The sequence below is a fragment of the Amycolatopsis sp. genome (assembly GCF_035546795.1).
GTDB lineage: Bacteria > Actinomycetota > Actinomycetes > Mycobacteriales > Pseudonocardiaceae > Amycolatopsis_E.
Genome location: NZ_DASZWC010000065.1, coordinates 77,806 through 102,490, shown reverse-complemented (window position 1 = coordinate 102,490; position 24,685 = coordinate 77,806). Strand labels below are relative to the sequence as shown.

The window sequence follows — 24,685 nt, the reverse complement described above, 5'->3', positions numbered from 1 at the left end:
CCGTTAACCGCACACCCGCAGACACGGAACCGCTTGACCTTCTCTGCTGACCAACTCGAGGCACGTCGAAATAATAGAAGAAAATCCCACCGCCATTGGACATTCACCACGCGTGTCCCGACTCGAACCTCGCCAGGGAGCAGCCTAAGTTAGCGGTATTGGCCGGAGGGGCAGGCTCAAGGATGCCCAGGGGAACGCAGTCACAGTCACCACATGCAGGTGGTTGCGTCGGTGGTCATCCCGTCGCCTACTCCCAGGAGTATCACTTTGACCCAGGCCCGCACGCTTTGGTCTTTCGGCCGCCGGTCCCGGCGCAGGGTGCGGGCCTGGGTCAAAGTGATTTCGGGGTCGCAGGCGACGGGATGACCACCGACTCGGGTTGTGTTGAGTTCAACTCTTCGGCCCGAACCTCAGCTTGAACTCTTCCGCCTTCACCGTCGCGAAAGGACGGTGGCCGGCCAACCAACCCAGCGCGCCGGAAGTCCGCCAAATGCCCTTCGCCCAGCGGATCCGGCCGCTGGCGCGTACCGGAGTCCGCGCCAACTCGCCCCGGAGCGTCTGCAGCACGGTGCCGGTCACCGGGAAAGGCAACGGCAAGCCCCGAGTCGCCGGGCGCACGCCGGCCTCGGCCAGCAACGAAGAGTCCGAGGCGGTGCCGGTGAAAGTCGGCTCGTGCACCAGTTTGAACTCTGCCAGCTCCTTGGGAATCCCCCAAAGCTCCCGGCCACCAGCACGTGAGGACGGGCTGTCCACCCAGATGTCGGTGATGGTCAACCCCGGCCGCAAACCCTGACGCACCACCACGGCCGCCAGCAGCTCATGATAGGGCAGCAGGCTGCCCGGCAGGTAGTCGACAAAGGCAGTGGCGACAACCGCCTTGCCCAGCAACGAAATCGGGGTCACCTCGGGCGGCAGCGAAGGCAGCTCGCGCGAGGGGACCAGCCACAACGAAATGTATCCGTGCCCGTGCAGGTCCCAGGGCTCGTCAGGATAGTCCACTATGGAACCTCACTTGGGCGTGATCGACAACCGCAGCGCGCCGGGTGCGGCTTCGGGGACGACCGGGTTCTTCGGGGCGATCGGCGTGAGCCGGACGTACCCGGCACCGAGCGCGGGACGTTGATCGGCCTCGCCCTTGTTGGGCCACAAGGACATCGCACGCTCGGCCTGCGCGGTGATGGTCAGCGCCGGGTTCACGCCGAGGTTCGCCGAGATGGTCGAACCGTCCACGACGTGCAGCCCGGGGTTACCGTACAAGCGATGGTACGGGTCGACCACCCCGGTATCCGCCGAATCGCCGATGGCGCAACCGCCGATGAAATGTCCCGTGAGCGGGATGTTCACGAAATCGGGCCATGCCCCGCCCGGGATGCCGTCGATTCGCTCGGCCACGCGCCGGGTGGCCTCGTGCCCGGCTGGGATCCACACCGGGTTCGGTTCGCCGTCGCCCTGCTTCGTGGTCATTTTCCGGCCGAACAGCCCGCGCTTGGTGTAGGTGGTCAGCGAGTTGTCCAGACTTTGCATGACCAGCAACGAAATCGTGCGCTCCGACCAGTGCCGCGGGTTCAGCAGGCGACGCAGGTCCTTGCGCTGACGCACCAGCTCGCGAAGCCCGAGCAGCCAGCGCGGGCGGCCTTTCTTCGCATCCACCAGCACGGTCATCAGCATCCCCATCAGGTTGCTGCCGTGCCCGTACCGCACCGGCTCGATATGCGTGTGCTCATCCGGATGGATCGAAGACGTGATGGAAACTCCCACGGAGTAGTCGACATCGTCACCACGGGCCTTCGCCGCGAGTACGGCCTCGGAGTTCGTGCGGGACAGCGTCCCCAGTCGAGGCGACAGGAACGGCAGGCTGCCGCGATCCCGCAGGCTGTGCAGAAGCCGTTGCGTGCCAAGCGAAGCCGCCGCGAAGATGACCTGCTCGGCGGCGAACGTGCGGGTGGCGCGGCCGCCCGTGCGTCTCGTGTGGACCGTGAAACCTCCACCGGTCCGCGGGCGCACGTCGGTCACCGTGGTCAGCGCGTACACCGTCGCCCCGGCCTGCTCGGCCAGATAGAGGTAGTTCTTCATCAGCGTGTTCTTCGCGTTGTGCCGGCAGCCGGTCATGCACTCGCCGCAGTGCGTGCACGCGTTGCGCGCCGGGCCGAGACCGCCGAAGAACGGGTCCTCCACGCGCTCCCCGGGCTCCCCGCCGAAGAAGACGCCCACCTGCGCGGGATGGTAGGTCTCCGGCACGCCCATGTCCTCGGCGACGCCCCGCATCACCCGGTCCGGCGGGCTGACCCGCGGGTACTCCGAAACCCCGAGCATCCGCTTCGCCTGGTGGTAGTAGGGCGCCAGCTCGTCCCGCCAGTCCGTGATGTGGCCCCACTGCGAATCCCGGTAGAACGCGTCCGGCGGTTCGTACAACGTGTTCGCGTACACCAGCGAGCCACCGCCGACACCGGCGCCGGTGAGCACGAGCACGTCACGCAGCATGGTGATCCGCTGGATGCCGTAGCAGCCGGCGGCAGGCGCGAACAGATAGTCCCGGATGTGCCAGGAGTTCTTCGCGAAATCCTTGTCCGCGAAGCGTTTCCCAGCCTCCACCACGCCGACACGGTAGCCCTTCTCCGTCAACCGGAGCGCACTCACGCTGCCGCCGAACCCGGAACCGATCACCAGCACGTCGTAGTCGAACCCGGTCATCAGGCCACCTCACGATATGCGCCGAAGTCCACCTTCGCCGTGCGCCGGTGATACTCCCAGACCAGTCCCGGCCAGTTCGTCGAGATCCGGCCGTCGGACTCGCGATACCAGCTCGAACACCCACTCCACACACTGTGCGCGAGCCGCTGCTGCACCTCCGCGTCGAACCGCTCGGCCACGTCGCGGCGAACGTCCACACAGGACCCGCGCCGCAGGAGCTGCAGGATGTAGCGGCACTGTCGTTCCATCATGAAGATGATCGAGTTGCCGCCGAGGTTGGTGTTCGGCCCGTACACCAGGAACATGTTCGGGAAGTCCGGCACGCTGATCCCGAGATACGCGTGCGCCCCGCCGGCCCATTCCGTGGACAGCTCGCGCCCGCCGCGGCCGCGGATCTTCATCGGCGCCAGGAACTCCTTCGCCCTGAACCCGGTGCCGTAGATGATCACGTCGGCCTCGTGTACCCTTGACGCGGTACGCACACCATCCGGGGTGAGCTCGGCGATCCTCTCGGTCACGATGTCCACATTGGACTTCGCGATCGCCGGGTACCAGTCGTTGGAGAACAGCACCCGCTTGCAGCCGATCCGGTAACCCGGCTCCAGCTTCTTCCGCAGCGCGGGATCCGGCACGCCGCGCCGGAGGTTCAACCGCCACAACAGTTCGACGAGTTTGCCCAGCGGCTGCACCGAAGTGAGCGCCATGGTGAGCACCTCACCGATGCTCCAGGTGCCGAGCCGCCCGGCGAGCTGGGTCAGCGGTAGCGAGCGGTAGATCCGGTGGTGCCAGCGCGTGTAACGCCGGTCCGTCTTCGGGATCACGTAGGGCGCCGAGCGCTGGAACACCGTCAGCGAGCGCACCTTCGGCTGGATCTCCGGCACGAACTGGATCGCGCTCGCCCCGGTGCCGATCACCGCGACCCGCTTGCCGGTCAGGTCCACGTCGTGGTTCCACTCGGCGGAGTGGAACATCTCGCCGGTGAAGCTGTCCGCACCGGGAATGTCCGGCAGCGCGGGCCGCGACAACTGCCCGACGGCTGGGACCAGCACGTCAGCCTCGAAGGTCCCGCCGTCCGCGGTCTCGACGCGCCAACGCCGGCTGTCCTCGTCGAACTCGGCGCCGGTGACCTCGGTGCCGAACCGGACCCGGTCGAGCACCCCGAACTTCCTGGCCGTCCGGCGCAGATAGTCGAGGATGTCCGGCTGCTGTGAGTAGCGGCGGGGCCACGTACGGTTCGGGGCATAGCTGTAGGAGTACAGCGGCGAAGGCACGTCGCAGGCCGCGCCGGGATACGTGTTCTCCCGCCAGACTCCGCCGACGTCGTCAGCCCGCTCGAACACGGTGAAGTCGGTTAAGCCCGCACGTTGCAGGGTGATCGCCATGCCGATACCGCCGAAACCGGCGCCGATGATGGCGACCGTCGGACGGTGGTGGGACGTCTGTGGCTCACTCACGGGAATGACGGTAGAGCGGCACGCAGGACCAGGCCAGGACAACAGCGGTCAGACGATCCATAATTTCGGCCATGACCCAGCTGGCGGAGCCGGTCGTCCGGCATTGGGACTTCCCGCGGGGGAACGCGAGCGTGTGCCTGCTGGCCCGGTTCGGCACCGAGCACGGCGTCCCCGAGCGGCGGCTGCTGGCGGGCAGCGGGCTCACGTCGGCCCAGCTCGCGGACCCGGGCGCGCTCGTCGACGCGCACCAGGAGCTGCAGGTGGTCCGCAACCTCGCGGCCGAGCTGCCGGAGGCCGGGCTCGCCGTCGGCAGCGAGTACCACGCGACGACGTTCGGCATCTTCGGGTTCGCGTTCATCAGCAGCCCGACGATCCGGGACGCGGTCAACCTGGCGCTGCGCTACCTCGACCTCAGCTTCACCTTCAGCATCCCGCGCGCGACACTCGTGGCGGGGCAGGTGCACCTGGAGCTGGACGACAGCACGCTGCCCCCGGACGTGTCCCGGTTCCTGGTCGAACGCGATCTCACCGCCATCCACACGGTGATCGGCGAACTGCTGCCCACCGGGGTTCCGTTGACCAGTCTCGGATTCCGTTTCGCCGAACCATCCGCTGTGGACGACTTCGAGCGGATCTTCGGCCTGCGGGCGCGGTTCGGCCGGACCGCCAACCTGGCCACCTTCGACGCGACGTACCTGGACCGGCCCCTGCCGCAGGCGAACCCGCAGACCGTCGCGGTGTGCGAAGCGCAGTGCCGGGAACTGGTCTCCCGCCGGCGCACCCGGGCCGGGATCGCGCACGACGTGCGCGAGCGGCTGACCCGCATCGGTGCGATCGCCGGGGGTATGCCCGGGGTCGCCCGCGAGCTCAACATGAGCACCCGCACCCTGCGGCGCAAGCTCGAAGAGTCCGGCACCAGCTTCCGCGCCCTGCTCGACGAGGTGCGCGAGGCGCTGGCCGAGGAGCTCCTGACCACCGGCGCACTGTCCATTGAGGACGTCGCGGTGCGACTCGGGTATGCCGAAGCGTCCAGCTTCATCCACGCGTTCAAACGCTGGAAGGGAATCACCCCGGCGGCATTCGTCCGTTCTCGACAAGCGGGGCTGCCGAGTCGTTAGGCTCGGCTGGTCACACAGTCCAGATGACCGTCCTCGCCCGGGCTCACCACGTTGATTTGACCTGGAGCGCACTCCAGCTCGTAGCCTCGATCGCGTGACCACAACACAGCACAAAATCGGCTCGGGCTTCGGCGCGGACAGCACCGCGGACGAGGTGCTCGCCGGGATCGACCTGTCCGGCAAACTCGCCGTCGTCACCGGCGGCTACTCGGGCCTCGGCCTGGAAACCACCCGCGCACTCGCCAAGGCGGGCGCGCACGTCGTGGTTCCCGCCCGTCGCCCGGACGCGGCGCGCGAAGCCGTCGCCGCTGTCGGAGCGGAGGTGGAGCAGCTCGACCTGGGCGACCTGGAGAGCGTGCGCGCCTTCGCCGAGCGGTTCCTGGCGTCGGGCCGCACCATCGACATGGTGATCGACAGCGCCGCGATCATGGCCTGCCCCGAGACCCGGATCGGCCCGGGCTGGGAGGCCCAGTTCGCGACCAATCACCTCGGCCACTTCGCGCTGGTCAACCGCCTCTGGCCGGCGATCGCCGACGGCGCGCGCGTCGTGTCGGTCTCCTCGCGGGGACACCATTTCTCCGGCATCCGCTGGGACGACCCGTGGTTCGAGCGCGGTTACGACAAGTGGCAGGCCTACGGGCAGGCCAAGACCGCGAACGCGTTGTTCGCGCTACACCTGGACAAGCTGGGCGCGGAGCGGGGCGTGCACGCGTTCTCCCTGCACCCGGGCAGCATCCTGACCCCACTGCAGCGCTACATCCCGTTCGAGGAGCAGGTCGCCAACGGGTGGATCGACGAACAGGGCAACACGATCGCCACCCATTTCAAGACCACCGAACAGGGCGCCGCCACGCAGACCTGGGCAGCCACCTCGCCGCAGCTCGAAGACTTGGGCGGGCAGTACTGCGAGGACTGCGACATCGCCGAACTGGCGGGCGACGAGGAACTGCCCGCCGGCGGTAGGCGCCCGGCGGTCCGGCTCGGCGTGCGCGACTACGCGGTCGACCCGGAGCAGGCCGCCCGGTTGTGGACGCTGTCGGCCGAGTTGACGGGCGTGAACGCCTTCGCGTGAGCCACAATGGCCGGATGAGCGACCAATGGCATCAGCCACTGCGGCACATCCGGGGCGGCGAGCTCAGCGGGGACACGAACCAGACGAGCGGGATGCGGCGGCTGGAAGCCGTGTCCGGGAAAACCGTCGGCTCGGAGAAGGTCTGGATGGGCGAGACGCACGTCGGCCCGGCCACCAACTCCGGCGACCACCACCACGGCGAGGCGGAGACCGCGATCTACGTCAAGTCCGGGCATCCGGTCTTCGTCTTCGCCGAAGGGGACAAAGAGGTCCGGCTGGAGACGAGCCCCGGCGACTACATCTTCGTGCCGCCGTACGTTCCGCACCGCGAGGAAAATCCCGGTGAGGAGGACGCGGTGGTGATCATCGCGCGCAGCAGCCAGGAGGGCATCGTGGTGAACCTGCCCAGCCTCTGGGCGCCGGTCGACGAAAACTAGTTCCCACATAGCGGACCGGACTGGAATTCACGGCCAGGGTCGGTAGCTTCTCCCCGATGACTACCGATCTGGACGTCGCGCCCGCCCCGGACCAGACCGCGAACGTACGCACCGTGCTCGTGTCGAGTGTGCTCGGCACGACGGTGGAGTGGTACGACTTCTTCCTGTACAGCACCGCCGCCGGGGTGGTGTTCAACAAGCTGTTCTTCCCGGCGGAGAACGCGTTCGTCGGCACCATGCTGTCGTTCGTCACGTTCTTCGTCGGGTTCGTCGCCCGCCCGATCGGCGGTGTCCTTTTCGGACACATCGGGGACCGGATCGGCCGCAAGCGCACCCTCGTGACGACGATGGTCCTGATGGGCCTGTCCACCGCGGCGATGGGCGCTTTGCCGACCTACCAACAGGTCGGCGTCGCGGCACCGTTGTTGCTGGTGCTGCTGCGGCTGTTCCAGGGGCTGGCGATCGGCGGCGAGTGGGCCGGCGCGGTGCTGATGGCGGTGGAGTACGCGCCGCCGGGCAAACGCGGCCGCTACGGCGCATGGCCCCAGCTCGGGCTTGCGCTCGGCCTCGGCCTCGGCACGGGTTTGTTCGCGCTGCTGGGAAATCTGCTCGACGACGACCAGTTCCTCACCTGTGGCTGGCGGATCGGGTTCGGGTTGAGCCTGGTGCTCGTGGTGGTCGGGCTGGTGATCCGGCTGAAGGTGGACGAAACCCCGGCGTTCGAGGCAATGCGCCGGTTGCAGGGCACGGCGCGGATTCCGTTCGTGGAGCTGTTCGGCGACCGCGTGCGACGCCGCAACACCATCCTCGGCCTGCTGTCGCGCTGGTCGGAGGGCGCGGCGTTCAACACGTGGGCGGTGTTCTTCATTTCGTACGCGACGGCGACCCTGAAGCTGCCCCGGAACACCGTGCTGGTGCAGGTGATGCTCGCGTCGGTGGTGCTCACGCTGATGCTGGTGGTGTTCGGGCGAGTCACGGATTCCGTTTCGCCAAGGCGGTTGTACGTCATCGGCGCCGGGCTGTATGCCCTGTCGGTGTATCCGGCGTTCGTGGCTTTCCAGACCAGGAACCCGGCGTTGATCGGAATCGTGCTCGTGCTGGTGCTCGGCGTCGTGCACGCGGTTTTCTATGCACCACAGGGAACCCTGTACGCGCAGCTTTCCCCGGTGCGGCTGCGGTACACCGGGATGTCTTTCGTGTACCAGTTCTCGGGCATCTACGCGTCCGGGCTGACGCCCTTGATCATCACCGCGCTGCTCGCGGCCGGCGGCGGGACCCCGTGGCTGGCCTGCGGTTACCTCGTGCTGACCGGCATCATCGGCGCCACCGCCACCGCCGCTCTGCGCAACCGCGACCTGTTCTTCGCCGTCTGAGCTACGAGGCGAACGGGACCGGGGCCGGGCCTGCGCTCGGCGCCCCGGCGGGGTGCTGCCACAAACCCTTACGCGCCAACAACGGCAGCACGCCCTCGCCGAACCAGTAGGCCTCCTCCAGATGCGGGTGCCCGGACAGCACGAACTCGTCGATGCCCAGCGCGTGGTACTCCTCGATCCGCTCCGCGATCTCGGCGTGGCTGCCGACCAGCGCCGTCCCCGCGCCGCCACGCACCAGCCCGACCCCGGCCCACAGGTTGGGGTAGATCTCGAGGTTCGCGCTCGAACCGCCGTGCAGTTCGAGCATCCGGCGCTGCCCCTCGGATTCGCTGCGCGCCAGCCCGCCCTGCACCCGCTCGATCGTCTCCGCGTCCAGCGCCTTCAGCAACCGCTCGGCCTCCGCCCACGCCTGCTCCGCGGTGTCCCGCGCGATCACGTGCAACCGGATCCCGAACCTGGGCTTACGCCCCTCGGTGGCGGCCAGTCCGCGGATCCACTCGATCTTCTCGGCCACCTGAGCCGGCGGCTCACCCCAGGTGAGGTAGACGTCGGCGTGCCGCGCGGCGACCACTCCCGCCTCCGGCGACGAACCGCCGAAGTACACGTCGGGCACCGGGTCCGGAGTTCGGGTCAGCTCCGCACCCTCCACGTGGAGATGCTCGCCGTCGAAATCGACCCGCTCGCCGCGCCACAGCGCCCGCACGATCGACAGGAACTCGTCGCAGCGCGCATAGCGCGCCTTCTTGTCGAGGAAATCCCCGTAGGCGCGCTGTTCGTGACTTTCCCCACCGGTCACCACGTTCAGCAGCAGCCGCTGCCCGGAATGGCGCTGGAAGGTCGCGGCCATCTGCGCGGCCAGCGTCGGCGAGAGCAGCCCTGGCCGGAACGCGACCAGGAACTTGAGCCGCTCGGTCACCTCGCTCAACATCGCCGTCGACAGCCACGCGTCCTCACACCAGGCACCGGTCGGCGTGAGCGCGCCGACAAACCCCAGCTGCTCCGCGCTGCGCGCGATCTGGCCCAGATAACCGAGCGTCGCGGGACGCGCGCCGCCCGCGGTCGTCGTCGACACGCCGTGCCCGCCGCCCACCAGGTACCGGCTGTCCCCGTAGGTGGGCAGGAACCAGTGGAAATCCAGCGACATAAGGCAACTCCTCGAAATACGGCAACTCGTCCCACGATGCCGGAGCCGTTTCGGCTCTCGCAGCGGTTCCCACCATGCGGGAGTGGGCCCGTGCCGGGCAATGCGTCGCGCGAACGTATGCTTTTCCACGCGTCAAGCAGCCGGCGCCTCAAAGATCACAAGCCGAAAGGCTGGAAGGCGGCGCCGAAGTGGCTGACCACACGAGTTTTTCCGATCGCGTCCTGCCCGGGCGAGCGGCACGCCGCAGATGAGCATCATCCCCGAACGGCCCGAGCCGTTGCTCCGATTGGACGAAGTCGCTGCGGCGCTTGAAGAACTGCGCACCCACGTCGCGACGGAGGAACCGTTGCCCGCCGTGCTGCAGCGGCTGGCCGAGACCGCGGTGAAGGGGACGACCGACGCGGACGCGGTGAGTGTGACGGTGCTCGCCGCCGACGGGCCGGAGACACAGGCGACGACCGACCCGGAAATGGCCGACATCGACCGGGTCCAGTACAGCGCCGAAAGCGGGCCGGCACTGCACGCGGCCACCACCCGGCAGCCGGTGCGCTCGGTGGTGGACGACGACGAGAAACGCTGGCCGGAGTTCGTCCGCGCGGCCCGCTCCGCCGGAATCCGGGCGTACCTGTCGATGCCGTTGCTGCTCGAAGCCGAGGAAGAACTCGTCGGCGCGCTGAACGTCTACAGCCGGACGGCGAGCGCCTTCGACCCATTCGACGAAACCCTGATGCGGTTGTTCACCAACACCGCGTCCGCCGCGATCAGCAACGCTCGCCGCTGGCACCACGCCCGCGACCGCGTGCGGCACCTGGAGGTCGCGCTCACGTCACGGGCGGAGATCGACCAGGCGAAGGGCGTGCTGATGGCGGTGCACGGGATCGGCCCCGACGACGCGTTCGCCCGCCTCGTCGAGCAGTCCCAGCAACAGAACCGCAAGCTCCGCGAGGTGGCGCGCGAACTGCTGGAATCGGTGCGGAACCGCTGACTCAGCCGGCCCGTGCACTGTCCACACCGGACTCGGCGAGCACCTCGGCGGTCCGCGCGGCCATCACCCGGACGTCGAACTCCCGCAACGCCAGCGCTCGTGCCGCGGGGGCGAGCTTCTCTCGCAGCCGGTCTTCGACGATCAACCGGTCCAGCGCCGCGGTGAGCGCGCCGACGTCCGCGGGCGGCACGATCGTCGCGGCTCCGGCAAGCAGGTCCATCGTGCCGCCGATCGCCGTGGTGACGGTGGGCAGGCCGTGCGCGAGCGCGTCCAGCATCGGGTACGGCAACGACTCGCATCGCGATGGCTCACAGAAGACATCCAACCGGCGCAACAGTTTCGCGTTGTCCGGCGGCGGGCCGAGCACCCGCACCGGCAGGCCGCGGGTGCGCTCGACCAGCTGCGTCCGATCGGGCCCGGCGCCCGCCAGCAGCAGCTGAAACGACCGTCCACGCCGCCGCAGCTGCACCAGGGCGCGGATCAGCAGATCGAGGCCGTCGCCGAGCACCAGTGGCGCGATGGCACCCAGCACCAGGGGTGTCCGGCGGCGCGGCTGCACCGGCGCGGCCGGGATTTCCACCCCTGGCAGGATTCGCCGCACCTTCGGCGCCCCCAGCGTCCTCAGCTGCGCGACGAGCGCGTTCGTCGGGGCAACAGCGCCCGCCAAGCCCCGGTAGGCCTGCCACGCGTCGGGCAGAAAGGTGTCTGTCGCGCCGCCGCGATGCAGCGTCGCGACGGTGGGCGCGACGGCTTCGGCCGCACGTAACAGCGCGAGGTTGCTCGCCGGATCGGTGAGGTTCACCTGCACCACGTCCGGGGCCAGATCCCGCAACGCGTCCCGCACCTCCGGCGCCCACGACCCGTGCCGCCCGAGCGGAACCACCTTCACGTCCATCGCCGGACCGAACTCACGCAGGAACGGGCCCGCGATCTCCTGGTTGACCACGAGGCTGCGGCGCACCTGCGCCGGCAGGTGGCGCAGAAGCCGTGTCGTGTACAGCTCAGCAGCGCCGAAGGTGCCACTGTCCACCACCAACGCGACGTGCAGTGGTCCCATATGTCGGAAGTACCCGCCCTGCGCGACGGCTACACAGCCATCGGCGTGGATACCCCGTACGCGTCCCAAGCCGCGGCCAGCCGCCGGACGGCTTCGGCCAGTATCTCGGGCGGCGCCAGGAACGGAATGCGCAAACAGGCGGTGCTGCCGCCGGTCACGTCCAGCGCCCCGCCCGGCAGGATCGCGACCCCGTGCCGCATCGCCAGCTGCGCGAAGGAAAGGCCGTCACCGTGGGGAAGTTCCACCCACACCGTCTGCCCGCCCTCAGCAGGCCGGAAGCGCCAAGACGGGAGCAACCGCTTCAGCTCCGCGCACAACCGGTCGTGCCGCTCCCGCAGCTCGGCCACCCGCCGTTCCCGGTGCAGCTCCAGACCGGCCACCAGTTCGGCCGCCGCCAGCTGGCTGAACACCTCACCGCCGAGGTCCTGCACCGCCTTGAGCCGGGCAAGCCGCATCACCACCGGTTCGGCCGCCCGCACCCAGCCGATCCGCAACCCACCCCAGATGATCTTGCTGAGCGAGCCCGTGGTCAGCAGCAGGTCATCGCGCCCGAACGCGGCCAGCGGCGGCACGTCGGCGGTGCCGAGATCGGCCAGCGCTTCGTCGTCGATCACCGGTACCCCGGCGCCCACCGCCGCCTCCGCGACCCGGCGCCGGAGCAACGCGGGCAGCACGTCGCCGGTGGGGTTGTGGTGGGTCGGGATCAGGTAAGCGAGCGCCGGGCGTTCCTTCAGCGCGCGGACGAACTCGTCCGCGTCGGTGTGCGGCACCGAGCGGAACACCGCCGCCGACTCGCGGAAGACTTCGAGCGCGCCCGGATACGTCGGCGTCTCGGCCAGCACTCTGTCCCCCGGAGTTAGTAACAGCCGGGCCAGCAGCGACAACGCCTGCTGGGCGCCCGCCGTGACCAGGATCTGCTCCGGCGACGTCGGAAGCCCACGCCGCGTGTACCGCTCCGCCAGCGCGCGCCGCAAAACCGGATGCCCTGCCGGGTAGTAGCCCATCCCGTCCTGCGCCGACAGCACCCGGCCGTAGGCGGCGGTCACCACGTCCGGCATCGCGTTCGGCGACGCGCAGGTCAGCAGGATCACGTCGTCAGGCGGCTCCAGCAGATGCAGGAACAGCGGGTTCGCCGTCTCGACGGACTCCCCGCCGATCGTCGCGGCCGGGGCGACCGTGGTGCCGCTGCCCTGCCTGCGGACGATCCGGCCCTCCTGGCTGAGCAGGTCGTACGCGGCCACCACGGTAGTACGACCGACCGCGAGCGCGGCCGCCAGCCTGCGATCGGGCGGCAGCGTGTCGCCGGGGCGCAGGTCCCCGTCGTCGATCATCCGCCGCAACCGCGCGGCCAGCAGCACGTACAACGGCCCGCGCCCGGCCGACCACCGGCCGAGGCGACCCACCAGGTCAAGTGGACTCACCTACAAACCAATATCCGCGGATTGGCTCTGTGACAAGCGGTTTTTGCTGACAGGGTCGAACCATGACGCATCGTGAAACGCTCCGGCTGTCCGTGCCCGAACAGATCGAAGGCCGTCCGGTCACCGTGCCGATCTTCCAGACCGCGATCTTCTCCTTCGACGAGCCGGCGGCCATGGCGGCGGCGATGAGCAGCCCGGACGGGGCGCATTTCTACAGCGGCTACACCAACCCGACGTCGCGCGCGCTGGAGGATGCCGTCAGCGCGCTGGAGGGCGGGACGGTCGCCCTCGCCACGGCGTCCGGCATGGGCGCGATGAACGCGAGCCTGTTCGGCGTGCTCCGCCACGGTGATCACGTGATCGCGCAGAAAGCCGTCTACGGCGGCACTTCCGGGCTGTTGAAGGATCTCGAAGAACAGTGGGGCATCGAGGTCACCTGGATCGCCGGGCACGATCTGGCGGAGTTCGGCGCCGCGCTCCAGCCGAACTCCAGGGTGCTGCTGCTGGAGACGATCGCCAACCCGACCGGCTATGTGCCCGACCTGCCGAACCTGCTCGGCGCCGCCCATTCCGCCGGACTGACCACGATCGTCGACAACACGTTCGCGACCCCGCTGCTGTGCCGGCCGATCGAGTACGGGGCCGACATCGTGGTGCACTCGGCCACGAAGTACCTCGGCGGCCACCACGACCTGGTCGCCGGTGTGGCGGTGTTCGCCGAGCGGGAGCCGTACGAGAAGGCGTGGGCCCAGGCGATCAAGTTCGGCGCGGTGATCGACCCGTTCACGGCCTGGCTGACCTTGCGCGGCTTGAAGACGCTCCCGCTACGCGTACAACGCCAGGCGAACACGGCGAGCGACATCGCGCACCGGCTGGCCGTCCATCCCGCCGTGACCGCCGTGCACCACCCCGGGCTGCCCACGCATCCCAGCCACACCCGGGCGAGCCGGCTGTTGTCCGGCTACGGCGGCACCCTGTCGTTCGAGGTGAACGGGGACGCGGAGCGGTTCATGAGCGGGCTGGACCTGATCTTCCGGGCGGGTTCGCTCGGCGGCACCGAGACCGTGGCGATGCATCCCGCCTCGACCACGCACCGGCATTTGCAGGGCGAGGAGCTGCGGGCGACCGGCGTGACGCCCCAGCTCGTCCGGCTCGCGTTCGGCCTGGAGCACCCCGACGATCTGTGGTCCGACATCGAGCAGGCGCTCAAGCGGCTGCCAAGGTGACAGAACCTGTGACACCTGTTTCAAAACGTCCCGAACCGGGAATTCCCGACGGACGGTGATCCCGGGAGGCGCGATGGGCAGGCATCGTTTCGACGAGAACGCGAAAGACGAGAAGTGGGGCGGCCCGGCGCTGTCCGAGGACAAGGCCCGCGAGCCGCAGCGGCACAGCCGCGACAAGCAGAAGTCCGAACCGGACCGGAAGGAATCCGAACGGAAGCGGTGAAGTTGCTTGGCGGCGTGACCGGAGGGGGCACAACGGTCACGCCGCCGGCACGGCCGGAACGGCGGGCTCCGGCCGAGGTCTGAACATCAGGTACCCGCCTCCGGTGAAAACAAAACATGATCCGCGGAGGCTTTGCCGACCGTCCACTGTGGCCGAACGTACTGGGCCACCCGGGTGCACAAGGCACGAGGACGGTCACGGATGCCGATCGCCCCGTTACGCTTCGTTCATCGGCCGAGGCGAAAGGGGCGCAGGTGGCAGCGGGTTCCGGGTGGTGGCGCGACGCGGCGATCTACCAGATCTACGTACGCAGCCTGGCCGACGGCAACGGCGACGGAATCGGCGACCTGGCCGGAATCCGGTCCCGGTTGCCGTATGTGGCCGAACTGGGGGTGGACGCGGTGTGGATCACGCCGTGGTACCCGTCCCCGATGGCCGACGGCGGGTACGACGTCGCGGATTACCGGGACATAGACCCGTTGTTCGGCACGCTGCCGGAGGCCGAAGCCCTGATCGCCGAGGCGCATGAGTACGGCCTGCGGGTGCTCATCGACCTGGTGCCGAACCACACCTCGGACAAGCATCGCTGGTTCCAGGCCGCGCTGGCCGCCGAACCCGGTTCGCCCGAACGCGAGCGCTACATCTTCCGCGACGGTGACGAACCGCCGAACGACTGGCGCAGCGTCTTCGGTGGCCCGGCGTGGACGCGGGTGGCCGACGGCCAGTGGTACCTGCATCTGTTCGATCGCAGCCAGCCGGACCTGAACTGGGCACATCCCGAGGTGGCCGCGGAGTTCGAGGACATCCTGCGGTTCTGGCTGGACCGTGGGGTGGACGGTTTCCGCATCGATGTCGCGCACGGCCTCGCGAAGCAAGAGGGGTTGCCTGCGCTCGGCGTCTCGACCGCGGGACTGGTGCGGCCGACCGACCGGCTCGACCACCCGCACTGGGACCGCGAAGAGGTGCACGAGATCTACCGGTCCTGGCGCCGGATCAGCGAAACCTATGGCCCGGACCGGGTTTTCGTGGCGGAAGCCTGGGTGGCTTCGCCCGGGCGGTTGGCCCGGTACGTTCGGCCGGACGAGCTGCACACCGCCTTCAACTTCGATTTTCTGCGCTGTGACTGGGATGCGGCGGACCTGCGCCGGGTGATCGACACGAGCCTGGCCGCGATGTCCTCGGTCGGCGCACCGGCGACGTGGGTGCTGTCGAACCACGACGTGATCCGCCACGTGACCCGCTACGGCGGCGGCGAACTGGGGCGCCGACGAGCGCGCGCGGCGTTGTTGTTGATGGATGCGCTGCCCGGGAGCGTTTATCTCTATCAGGGCGAGGAGCTGGGCCTGGAGGAGGTCGAGGATCTGCCGGAGTCGGTGCTGCAGGACCCGACCTGGGACCGTTCCGGCCACACCGAACGCGGCCGCGACGGTTGCCGGGTTCCCTTGCCATGGCAGGGAAAAACGCCGCCGTTCGGTTTCGGTACCGGCACGCCGTGGCTGCCGCAGCCTGTCCGCTGGAGCGCGCTGACAGCCGAGGCGCAGGCCGCCGACGAAGGCTCGATGCTCTCGCTCTACCGCGCGGCGCTGCGCCTGCGCCGAGAGATCGGGCACGGCGGACTGTCCTGGTTGGACAGTCCGGCCGGAGTGCTGGCCTTCCGCCGTGGCGAAGGTTTTCTGTGCGTGGCCAACCTGTCACCGGCGCCGTATCCCCTGCCCGAGCACAACCGTGTACTGCTGGCGAGCACCCCGCTCGACAACGGCAAACTCCCCTCCGATACCGCCGCGTGGCTGGCGATCTGACCGAATCCGCCGGTCTGAGTGACACTGCCGTTCTGATCGGATTACTACCGCGACCGAGCCGGGGGATTCGCCCAGGGCTGTCCCCCTGCCGGGGAATCCGCAGCAGTCACCTCCCGGACCGGGAGACCCGGCGCAGGGGCATCCCGGGCAGGTCACTCCAGGGCAGGGATACCCAGGGCCTGCTACGCGGCACAGGCCCCGCCGAGGCCGGGATACTCAGCGCAGGCACCTCTCGGACCGGGGTATCCGGGGCAGTCCGCTCCGCAGTACGGCTACCCGGCACAGTCCGCTCCGCAGTGCGGCTACTCCGCACAGTCCACCCCGCAGCTCGGCTACCCCGCACAGTCCACCCCGCAGCTCGGCTACCCCGGGGCAGGGTTACCCGGGCCGGGCTGCCCAGGGCAGGCGTATCCCGGGCCGGGGAAGGCGGCCAAGCGGGGTCGCCGACGTTGCCTGGGCTCGGCGCGATTCCCGCGGTGGCCGGGATCATTCTGATCCTCGTCGGCCTGTTCGCGGTGCCGTGGTTGAGCGTGATGGGCCAGACGGCCTCCCTCATCGACAGAGGCGAACTCGCCCGAGACGGCACTACCTCGGGCGGCGAGCAGAGCAAGGCGTACGCCGCGATCATCGGTTACCTCGCTGCGTTCGCGCAGCTGGCCAACCCCGCTGCCGTGGACGCTCGGCGCACTGCACGGGAAGAAGTCGGCCTTTTTCCTCAGGGGATCCGGCGCCGGGAACTCACCCGCGAGAACCTCTGGTGGTTCCGGACCGTCTTCAGCGGGCGTGCCGCGGTCATGCTGGGAATCCACGTCGCCCGCATCATCGGCCTCTTCTACAAAGGACTTCGACCTGATCGGCGCCGGCGCTTGGCCGGTGCTCGGTGGCAGCGTGCTCGTGCTGGTCGGCGCCATCATCGGGTCCCGCATCACGGGGCATATGCCGCCAGGTTGAACAGCTCGAAAAGCTGCCGCTGAGTACCGTTGAGCGACGTCAGTACCCGGCGCGTCCGGGGCCGCCCGCCGGTCGACGGGTACCGCAGCACCGTCTCCCCGATGCGCGAGAGTTGCTCGAGCAACTCCCGCACGGACAGGTCGAGACCGGCCCGGTCGGCGTCCTGCCGCATGAGGTGGGTGACCGCCGCGGCCAGGGTGCTCACCAGCGAGTGCACGGCGATCCGCTGCTCGGTCCAGTCCCACCGCGGCGCCGGCGCGGCGACGAAGGAGCCGTGGAACATCCGGAACGTCGAATCCAGGTGGTAGCGCGCCCGGTAGGCGGTGATCACGTCGAGCACCGACCAGTCGTCGTGGTCGGTGACCAGTAGTTGCTTTCCGAAGAACTCCTCATCCAGCCGCGCCCGTGCGGCTTCGTCGATCCGGTACTCCAACCGCAACTCGCCGGGTTTGCCGCCGGTCAGCCGCGCCGTCAGCACCCGGTCCACCCAGCGCACCCGGGTGATCCGGGCAAGGTCGGTGACCAGCTGCTCCCGCGTCCGCCGGTGGGTGCCCGCCTCCAGTGTCAACGCCAGCCCGTCCAGCTGCCGGGTCGCGGTGCTCAACGCCTGCGCGAACCCACGCGCCTGCGCGGCGTGCAGTCGGGCGGAGTGGGTCAGCACCACCCGGCGACGCATCCCGGAGACGACCGCGTGCGTGTCGAGCGCCGTCAGCCCCGCGAACCGCGCCGGATCCACCGGAGCGCGCTGCGACGCGGACCTGGTGAGCAGCTCCGGGTAGTCCGCCAGCGGTAAGGCACCCACGAAATGCCGCCCGGAGTCCAGGTCCAGCTGCGCCTGCTGACCCGCGTCGAACACCACGGTGACCTCACCCCGGTGCCGCGCCGCGAGCCGGGACGCGGCCACCTCGAAGGGCACTCCCCGTTGGTAGACATGGGAAACAAGCGGAATGGCGCCATCCCGGGTGACCACCGCGCTGAGGCCGGCCAGCGCGGCGTCCGCCGTGTCCGATTCGGCGTAGGTCGCGAAATTGGGGATGTCCACGGCCAGTGTGGCCGGGGCATCGAGCGGGATCCTGGCGACCACCTCCTCTTCGATCCGCTCCAGCTGAGCGCGGCTCAACCGCCGGGTGACCCGCCAGAAGTTCTCGTCCCGAACCGCTTCGGCCGACAGCTTCGGCCGGATGAACCGTTCCGCCGCCGTCTCGGCCCACCAGTCCGAAAGCGTGACGCACGGCGCCGTGGCGCGCTGCAGCACGGCCAGGGCGAGGTGCTTGCCCACGGATTCCTTGCGTTGTCCCGCGATTTCATCGATCGTCCGGGCCACCTGGAGTCGCTCCAGGGTGCCCCAGACCGCGGCCGCATCCCCGAACGACAACTGCCGGGTGGACTCCGGCATCCCGCCCCCGCCATCGACCGCCGCCGCGACGTCCTCCGCCGAGCCGAGGTAGCGCTGAGCCGCGATCCGCGGCTGCCCGTCCACCCGCGCCGACTCGACGAAGTAGTAGTAGGTCCGCCCGTTGATGCGCTTGCCGACAATCGATCCCACGCTTTAGGTAATACACAACGCGGCGGCCGGGCGCAACGAATTCGATACCGCTGAGCTGCGGAAACACCACACTGGGAGAAACGCCCGGGGAGGATCACCTGAGCGGTCATGGAGAAGGCTCGCGCGCCGGTCCTACCGTTTGGCTTATGGCTTCCGCTGATCAGCAGGACCGTCCGACCGCCTCCGCCATGCGCCGGGCGCTCGCCCGCGCGCGCGATGGCAAGACGCTGGACATCGCCGAGGCGACCGTGCTGCTGCACGCCCGCGACGAAGACCTCGAAACGCTTTCCGCGCACGCCTCCCGCGTCCGGGACGCCGGGCTGGCCGCGATCGGCAGGGAAGGCGTGATCACCTACAGCCGCAAGGTGTTCATCCCGCTCACCCGGCTCTGCCGAGACCGCTGCGGCTACTGCACCTTCGCCACCGTCCCTGGCAAGGTGGACGCCCCCTTCCTGTCGCCGGACGAGGTGCTGGCGATCGCCCGCGAGGGTGCGGCGATGGGCTGCAAGGAGGCCCTCTTCACCCTCGGCGACCGTCCGGAGGACCGGTGGAAAGCCGCTCGCGAATGGCTCGACGCCCACGGTTACGACGACACGATCTCCTACGTGCGCGCGATGGCGATCCTCGTGCTGGAGGAGACCGGCCTGCTGCCGCACCTGAACCCGGGTGTGCTGACCTGGCAGGACCTTCAGCGGCTCAAGCCAGTGGCTCCGTCGATGGGCATGATGCTGGAGACCACCGCGACCCGGCTGTGGAGCGAACGCGGCGGCCCGCACTACGGCTCTCCCGACAAGGACCCGGCCGTACGACTGCGCGTGCTCGAGGACGCCGGCCGGCACTCGGTGCCCTTCACCACCGGGATCCTCATCGGGATCGGTGAGAACTACGAGGAGCGCGCGGACGCGCTGTTCGCGATCCGCAAGGAAGCCCGCACCTATGGCGGGATCCAGGAAGTGATCGTGCAGAACTTCCGCGCCAAGCCGGACACCAGGATGCGCGCCACCCCCGACGCGGATCTGCAGGAGCTGGCCGCGACCATCGCGGTGGCCCGGCTCGTGCTCGGCCCGAAGATGCGCATCCAGGCCCCGCCGAACCTGATCGGCCGCCAGTACGAGCAGATGGTGCGCGCCGGGATCGACGACTGGGGCGGCGTCTCGCCGCTCACCCCGGATCACGTGAACCCGGAACGTGCCTGGCCGCAGATCGACGAGCTGGCAAGGCAGACTGCCGCGGCAGGCTACGAGCTGCGCGAGCGGCTGACGATCTACCCGGAGTACATCCTGGCCGGCGAGCCGTGGCTGGACCCGCGGGTGGCCGGTCACGTCGCCGCACTGGCCGACCCGGAGACCGGGCTCGCCAAGGACGTCAACCCCGAGGGCAAGCCCTGGCAGGAGCCGGACGGCGGCTGGCAGCAGCAGGGCCGCACCGACCTGCACGTCGAGGTGGACACCATCGGCCGCACGGGCGACCGCCGCAGCGACTTCGACTCCGTCTACGGCGACTGGAAAGAGCTTGCCGAGAAGGTGCCGACCGCGCCGCGGCGGATGGACACCGATATCGCGACAGCGTTGCGCCGCGCGGAAAGCGACCCGGCCGGACTGTCCGATGAGGACGCTCTCGCACTGTTGCATGCCGACGGCGCCGAGCTGGACGCGCTGTCGGAGCTCGCGGACGGCCTGCGCCGGGACACGGTGGGCGACGACGTCACGTTCGTGGTCACGCGGAACATCAACTTCACCAACGTTTGTTACACCGGATGCCGGTTCTGCGCCTTCGCCCAGCGCCGCACCGATGCCGACGCCTACACGCTCTCGCTCTCGCAGGTCGGCGACCGGGTGGACCAGGCTTGGGAAGCCGGCGCGACCGAGATCTGCATGCAGGGCGGGATCCACCCGGACATGCCGGGCACCGCGTACTTCGACCTCGCGCAGGAGGTGAAACGGCGCCAGCCGGACATCCACCTGCACTCGTACAGCCCGATGGAGGTCGTCAACGGCGCGTCCCGGACGAACCTGTCCATTCGGGACTGGCTTTCGAAGGCGCACGAGTCCGGTGTGGACTCGCTGCCCGGTACCGCGGCGGAGATCCTCGACGACGACATCCGCTGGGTGCTCACCAAGGGCAAGCTGCCGACCTCCAGCTGGATCGAGGTGGTCAGCACCGCGCACGAACTCGGCATCCCGACCACGTCGACGATGATGTACGGGCACGTGGACACCCCCGCGCACTGGGTCGGCCACATCAAGCTGATCGCGCAGCTGCAGCGACGGGCGCTGGAAAACACCGGGCGGCGCGGGTTCACCGAGTTCGTGCTGCTGCCCTTCATCCACCAGAACGCGCCGATCTACCTCGCCGGCCTCGCCCGGCCAGGCACGACCGTGCGCGAGAACCGCGCGGTGCACGCGCTGGCGCGAATCCTGTTGCACGGCCTGATCGACAACATCCAGTGCTCGTGGGTGAAGCTCGGCGAAGAAGCCTGCCGTGCCGTGTTGCAGGGCGGCGTCAACGACCTCGGCGGGACGCTCATGGAGGAGACGATCAGCCGGATGGCCGGCGCCGCCAACGGCTCCTACAAGACGATCAGCGATCTGGAGGCCATGGTCGAGCCGCTCGGACGTCCGCTGGTGCAGCGCACCACTTCCTATGGCAGGCCGGATGCGGAACGTATCGCCGCGGCGCGTGCGAGTGACGGGGTCGCCGCCGCGGTGCGCCATCCGCTGCCGATCGTGAGCTGAGCCGGGAGCTCTCCTGGTCAGCACCTTCCGCCCTGTGTCGGCAGTCACATAGGGTGGGGAGCCAGTGCTGACTCCAGGAGGCCGAAGGTGACCACCCAGCTGTCCGTCGCGGAACAGGCCAAGGGCCAGACGATCATAAAGCTGTTGCAGCGCAACGCTTCGGAGTACGGCGAGCTGCCCGCGCTCAGCTCGCTGGACGATCCGGATCAGCCCACGCTCAGCTGGGCCGGGCTGCGGGAAGAAGTCACCGCCGTCTCCCGAGGGCTGGCGGACCTCGGCCTCGGCCCCCGCGACCGGATGCTCATCATGGCTCCCAGCAGCCCGGCACACCTGGTGGTGGACCTGGCCGCGGCCCATGTCGCCGCGATCTCCTGCACTGCCTACGCGACGCTCTCGCCCGAGCAGATCGGCTATGTGGCAAGGCACAGCGCCGCCCCGGTGGTGGTGCTGCAGGGCATGGACGAACTGAAACGCTGGGAACCGGCGCTCGGCGACCTGCCCGCGCTGCGCCGGATCGTGATGATCGACGCCACGGCCATCCCGGCCGGGGACGAGCGCTTCATCAGCCTCGCCGACGTGCGCGCTCGCGGCGCCGAACTGCTGGCCGCCGACCCGGAAGCCGTCGAGCGGGCCACCGCCGGAATCCAGCCGGACGACCCGCTGTGCATGATCTACACCTCGGGCACCACCGGCGAGCCCAAGGGTGTGGTGCTTTCCCACCACAACGTGATCCACGAGGCCTACGCCGTGCACGCGCTGCACGACACTCCCCTGCACACCAACAACATCGCCTACCTGCCGCTGGCGCACATCGCCGAACGCGAGATCTCGATCTACATGCCGATCGTCTACGCCGGGCATGTGCACACCCTGGCCGATGCGACCGGGATCGTTTCCGCGCTCGGCCGGGTGCACCCCGAAGGATTCTTCGGGGTGCCGCGGGTGTGGGAGAAAATGGTGGCGGGCTTGAAGAACATGCTCTCCGGTGTGCCGGAGGAGCGGCGCAATGCCCTCTTGCAGGCGAACGAACTGCTGCAGCGAGGCTACAAACTGCGCGACGCAGGCGAGGAACTGCCGCCGGAACTGGCGGAGCAGATCGCCGAGACCGACCGCGCCGTGCTGGCTCCCGTCCGGCAGCTGCTCGGCCTGGACAAGCTGATCTTCTGCGCAAGCGGGGCCGCCGCGCTGCCGCTGGAAGTGCTCTACTTCATGGCCGGGCTGGGCGTGGAGATCCAGGAGGTGTGGGGCCTGTCGGAGACCAGCGGCGCGGTCACTTCCAACTCCCTGCGGGCTTTCCGGGCCGGCACCGTCGGCCGCCCGGTGGCCGGCACCGAGGTGAAGGTGGCCGAGGACGGCGAACTGCTGGTGCGCGGACCGCTCGTGTTCCTCGGCTATCTGCAGGAGGACGGCTCCGTCAAATCCGTGACCGACGACGATGGCTGGTTCGCCACCGGGGACATCGGCGAGATCGACGCCGACGGCTTCGTCCGGATCACCGACCGGAAGAAGGAACTGATCATCACCTCCGGCGGCAAGAACATCGCGCCGACCAGGATCGAGGGGCTGCTCAAGGAACACGTGCTGATCGGGCAGGCGGTGGCGATCGGCAACGACCGGCCCTACGTGACCACGCTGATCGTGCTGGACGACGAGATCCTGCCCGGCTGGGCCGCCGCGCAAGGGATCGAAGGCACCGACGTGGCGATGCTCGCCAACCATCCGGCGGTGCGGCAGGAGATCCAGCGCGCGGTGGAATCCGCGAACAGCCGGCTCGCCAGGGTGGAACAGATCAAGCGCTACTGCCTGGTGACGACACCGTGGACGCCCGAATCCGGCGAGCTGACGCCAACACTCAAACTCAAGCGCCGGGTGATCAACGCCAGGTACGAGCCCGAGATCTCCGCCCTGTACCAATAGGCATCGTCGGCGCACACGGAAAACCCTGGCCGCCAACAGAAACAGCAAAGTCCACAAAGGACGAAGCAACGGGCGGGCATCGAGGGGAACGGTCACGAAGAGCTGCACGTGATCCATCGTGGACACAACAGCTCACCCACCGCACCACTTTTTCGCCGTCTGTGGACAACTCGGGCCTTTTTCGAGTTGTCCACAGGAGACCAAAGTCGGTCTTGACAAAACGAGGCAACCCCGGACAGCCGGATTTTCGGACGATCCCCGGGCCCGAAAACGCCGGCCGTCCGGGGTCGGTCACGCCGTGCGCAGCGGTGTGGAGCTGCCCTCCGTCCACTTACGCAAGCGCGGTGGCACCCGCTTCTCCAGCCCGTAAGGCTCCAGGTGCGCGGAAAACACCTCGTCGAACGCGCGCCGCACCGTTTCGGTGTCCCAGGTCTGCCGCTCGAGAATCGGCGACTTCAGGTAGGGCTGGCCCATGATGTGCAGCTGCGGTCCGTTGCAACGGACCAGCTGGCCGGTGATTCCCTCGGCATTGTCCGAAAGCAGGAACAGCACCAGCGGCGCGATCCGGGAAGGAGTGCGGTCCGGCGGGCAACTGCGCAGCGATCGCTCCGATTTCCACACCATTCGCGTGTGCGCCAGCGGGCAGATCGCGTTGACCCTGATTCCCACCTCCTCCAGGTCCAGCGCCCAGGAATAGGTGAGCGAAGCGACCGCGCCCTTGCTCGCCGAATAGACCCCGAGCTTGCGCTGGCCCAGCGAAGCTCCCGAAGAGACATTGACTATCGCGCCGCCGCGGCCCTGCGCCGTCATCGCCTTCACCGCGGCGATCCCGGTGTACATCACCCCCAGCACATTGACTTCCACCAGTTCGCGGACCTGCTCGGGCTCCTCCTGCCACGGCAACGCCTCGTAGTTGAGGCCCGCGTTGTTGACCAGCCCGTCGATCGCGCCGAATTCCTCGACGCACAACTGGACCAATGCCGAGGCCTGGGCTGGATCGGTCACGGAATGCCCGCTGGCCACCGCCTCACCGCCGTGGGCCCGGATGTTGCCCGCGGTGCGTTCTGCCAGCTCCAGGTCCACGTCGTTGACCACCACCCGGCATCCGGCCTGCGCCAGGTGCACCGCGAACGCCTCGCCGAGCCCGCGCCCGGCTCCGGTCACCACCACCGCCCGCCCGTCCAGGCCCGCCAGCTGCATGTTCATCCTGTTCAACTCCCCACTGGCCGGCCCCGACGCAGCCCTGTCCTCGGCTCCACCGGCCTCGGCCCCAGTCTTCGCCCTCCGCACACCGATGCCACCGAGTTGACGACGAGCGGTCAGCTCGTTGCGCCGAATGAGTGAGCAATGACCAGTGGGACTTACTCTCCGACCGGTCAGCGGCACTCCGGGTATCCGCCGTTCGTCGTAGCCCGAAGCGGTGGGTTTACCACCGGATGGGCCCAAACCCGGATTACGGTCGTGCTGTGACTGTTCGCTTCCGGGCTGTAAGCGGCATACTGGCTGTTGTCTTTCCTGTCGCTTGGGTGAGTGCCC

At 68.9% G+C, this 24,685-nt stretch carries 19 protein-coding genes; 11 read left to right on the top strand and 8 right to left on the bottom strand.

Features of this window, described 5'->3' with window-relative positions; translation table 11 throughout:
- Positions 1 to 390: 390 nt before the first annotated feature.
- Genes VHD82_RS32275 through VHD82_RS32265 form a run of 3 tightly spaced genes read right to left on the bottom strand, consistent with a single transcriptional unit; the run spans position 391 to position 4,073 of the window.
- Positions 391 to 999 (bottom strand): acetoacetate decarboxylase family protein, encoded by a 609-nt coding sequence (locus VHD82_RS32275; RefSeq protein WP_325712544.1) that lies wholly within the window; start codon positions 997 to 999, stop codon positions 391 to 393.
- Positions 1,000 to 1,008: 9 nt separating this feature from the next.
- Positions 1,009 to 2,691 (bottom strand): GMC family oxidoreductase, encoded by a 1,683-nt coding sequence (locus tag VHD82_RS32270; protein ID WP_325712543.1) that lies wholly within the window; start codon positions 2,689 to 2,691, stop codon positions 1,009 to 1,011.
- Entirely contained in the window at positions 2,691 to 4,073 is a 1,383-nt protein-coding gene (locus tag VHD82_RS32265) for a flavin-containing monooxygenase (RefSeq protein WP_414637606.1), read from the bottom strand. Before VHD82_RS32265 ends, VHD82_RS32270 begins: the two co-directional genes overlap by 1 nt.
- 143 nt (positions 4,074 to 4,216) lie before the next feature.
- Here VHD82_RS32265 and VHD82_RS32260 point away from each other — a divergent pair, with 143 nt between their 5' ends.
- From VHD82_RS32260 to VHD82_RS32245, 4 genes are all read left to right on the top strand, one after another.
- The gene (locus tag VHD82_RS32260; protein ID WP_325712540.1) at positions 4,217 to 5,263 is read left to right on the top strand and encodes an AraC family transcriptional regulator; all 1,047 of its coding nucleotides are present in this window, start codon (positions 4,217 to 4,219) and stop codon (positions 5,261 to 5,263) included.
- A gap of 94 nt (positions 5,264 to 5,357) precedes the next feature.
- Positions 5,358 to 6,335: an SDR family NAD(P)-dependent oxidoreductase gene (locus tag VHD82_RS32255; RefSeq protein WP_325712538.1), complete on the top strand. Its 978-nt coding sequence runs from the start codon at positions 5,358 to 5,360 to the stop codon at positions 6,333 to 6,335.
- 14 nt (positions 6,336 to 6,349) lie between these two features.
- Entirely contained in the window at positions 6,350 to 6,772 is a 423-nt protein-coding gene (locus VHD82_RS32250; RefSeq protein WP_325712537.1) for a cupin domain-containing protein, read from the top strand.
- A gap of 56 nt (positions 6,773 to 6,828) precedes the next feature.
- A complete protein-coding gene (locus tag VHD82_RS32245; protein WP_325712535.1) occupies positions 6,829 to 8,145 on the top strand; it encodes an MFS transporter in 1,317 nt (438 codons plus the stop codon).
- Position 8,146: 1 nt separating this feature from the next.
- Here VHD82_RS32245 and VHD82_RS32240 read toward each other — a convergent pair whose 3' ends face one another.
- A complete protein-coding gene (locus tag VHD82_RS32240; RefSeq protein ID WP_325712533.1) occupies positions 8,147 to 9,289 on the bottom strand; it encodes an LLM class flavin-dependent oxidoreductase in 1,143 nt (380 codons plus the stop codon).
- A 247-nt stretch (positions 9,290 to 9,536) separates the two neighbouring features.
- Between VHD82_RS32240 and VHD82_RS32235 the strand changes: the two genes are divergently transcribed.
- Complete coding sequence (locus VHD82_RS32235) at positions 9,537 to 10,274, top strand: GAF and ANTAR domain-containing protein (RefSeq protein WP_325712531.1); 738 nt, start codon at positions 9,537 to 9,539, stop codon at positions 10,272 to 10,274.
- Between the two features lies 1 nt (position 10,275).
- On the opposite strand, the gene VHD82_RS32230 is transcribed toward VHD82_RS32235, so the two are convergent.
- Together VHD82_RS32230 and VHD82_RS32225 are read right to left on the bottom strand one after the other, a co-directional pair.
- Positions 10,276 to 11,331 (bottom strand): glycosyltransferase family 4 protein, encoded by a 1,056-nt coding sequence (locus tag VHD82_RS32230; protein WP_325712529.1) that lies wholly within the window; start codon positions 11,329 to 11,331, stop codon positions 10,276 to 10,278.
- Between the two features lie 29 nt (positions 11,332 to 11,360).
- Positions 11,361 to 12,752 carry a PLP-dependent aminotransferase family protein gene (locus tag VHD82_RS32225; protein WP_325712527.1) on the bottom strand — a complete coding sequence of 464 codons (1,392 nt, stop codon included), beginning with the start codon at positions 12,750 to 12,752 and terminating at the stop codon, positions 11,361 to 11,363.
- 62 nt (positions 12,753 to 12,814) lie between these two features.
- On the opposite strand from VHD82_RS32225, the gene VHD82_RS32220 reads away from it, so the two are divergent.
- The 4 genes from VHD82_RS32220 to VHD82_RS32205 all read left to right on the top strand — a co-directional run bounded on the left by VHD82_RS32220 (position 12,815) and on the right by VHD82_RS32205 (position 16,974).
- Complete coding sequence (locus VHD82_RS32220) at positions 12,815 to 13,978, top strand: aminotransferase class I/II-fold pyridoxal phosphate-dependent enzyme (protein ID WP_325712525.1); 1,164 nt, start codon at positions 12,815 to 12,817, stop codon at positions 13,976 to 13,978.
- A gap of 73 nt (positions 13,979 to 14,051) precedes the next feature.
- Complete coding sequence (locus tag VHD82_RS32215) at positions 14,052 to 14,201, top strand: hypothetical protein (protein WP_325712523.1); 150 nt, start codon at positions 14,052 to 14,054, stop codon at positions 14,199 to 14,201.
- Between the two features lie 254 nt (positions 14,202 to 14,455).
- Entirely contained in the window at positions 14,456 to 16,000 is a 1,545-nt protein-coding gene (locus VHD82_RS32210) for a glycoside hydrolase family 13 protein (RefSeq protein ID WP_325712521.1), read from the top strand.
- A gap of 476 nt (positions 16,001 to 16,476) precedes the next feature.
- Positions 16,477 to 16,974 carry a hypothetical protein gene (locus tag VHD82_RS32205; protein WP_325712519.1) on the top strand — a complete coding sequence of 166 codons (498 nt, stop codon included), beginning with the start codon at positions 16,477 to 16,479 and terminating at the stop codon, positions 16,972 to 16,974.
- Here the strand turns inward: VHD82_RS32205 and VHD82_RS32200 are convergent.
- Positions 16,926 to 18,497 carry an IS1634 family transposase gene (locus VHD82_RS32200; RefSeq protein WP_325712517.1) on the bottom strand — a complete coding sequence of 524 codons (1,572 nt, stop codon included), beginning with the start codon at positions 18,495 to 18,497 and terminating at the stop codon, positions 16,926 to 16,928. The two genes, VHD82_RS32205 and VHD82_RS32200, sit on opposite strands and share 49 nt — an antisense overlap.
- A 146-nt stretch (positions 18,498 to 18,643) precedes the next feature.
- On the opposite strand from VHD82_RS32200, the gene VHD82_RS32195 reads away from it, so the two are divergent.
- Positions 18,644 to 21,232 (top strand): bifunctional FO biosynthesis protein CofGH, encoded by a 2,589-nt coding sequence (locus VHD82_RS32195; protein ID WP_325712515.1) that lies wholly within the window; start codon positions 18,644 to 18,646, stop codon positions 21,230 to 21,232.
- 87 nt (positions 21,233 to 21,319) lie between these two features.
- Positions 21,320 to 23,149 (top strand): AMP-dependent synthetase/ligase, encoded by a 1,830-nt coding sequence (locus VHD82_RS32190; protein WP_325712513.1) that lies wholly within the window; start codon positions 21,320 to 21,322, stop codon positions 23,147 to 23,149.
- 291 nt (positions 23,150 to 23,440) lie between these two features.
- Here the strand turns inward: VHD82_RS32190 and VHD82_RS32185 are convergent, their stop codons facing one another.
- Entirely contained in the window at positions 23,441 to 24,355 is a 915-nt protein-coding gene (locus tag VHD82_RS32185; protein ID WP_325712511.1) for an SDR family oxidoreductase, read from the bottom strand.
- Between the last annotated feature and the right edge of the window lie 330 nt (positions 24,356 to 24,685).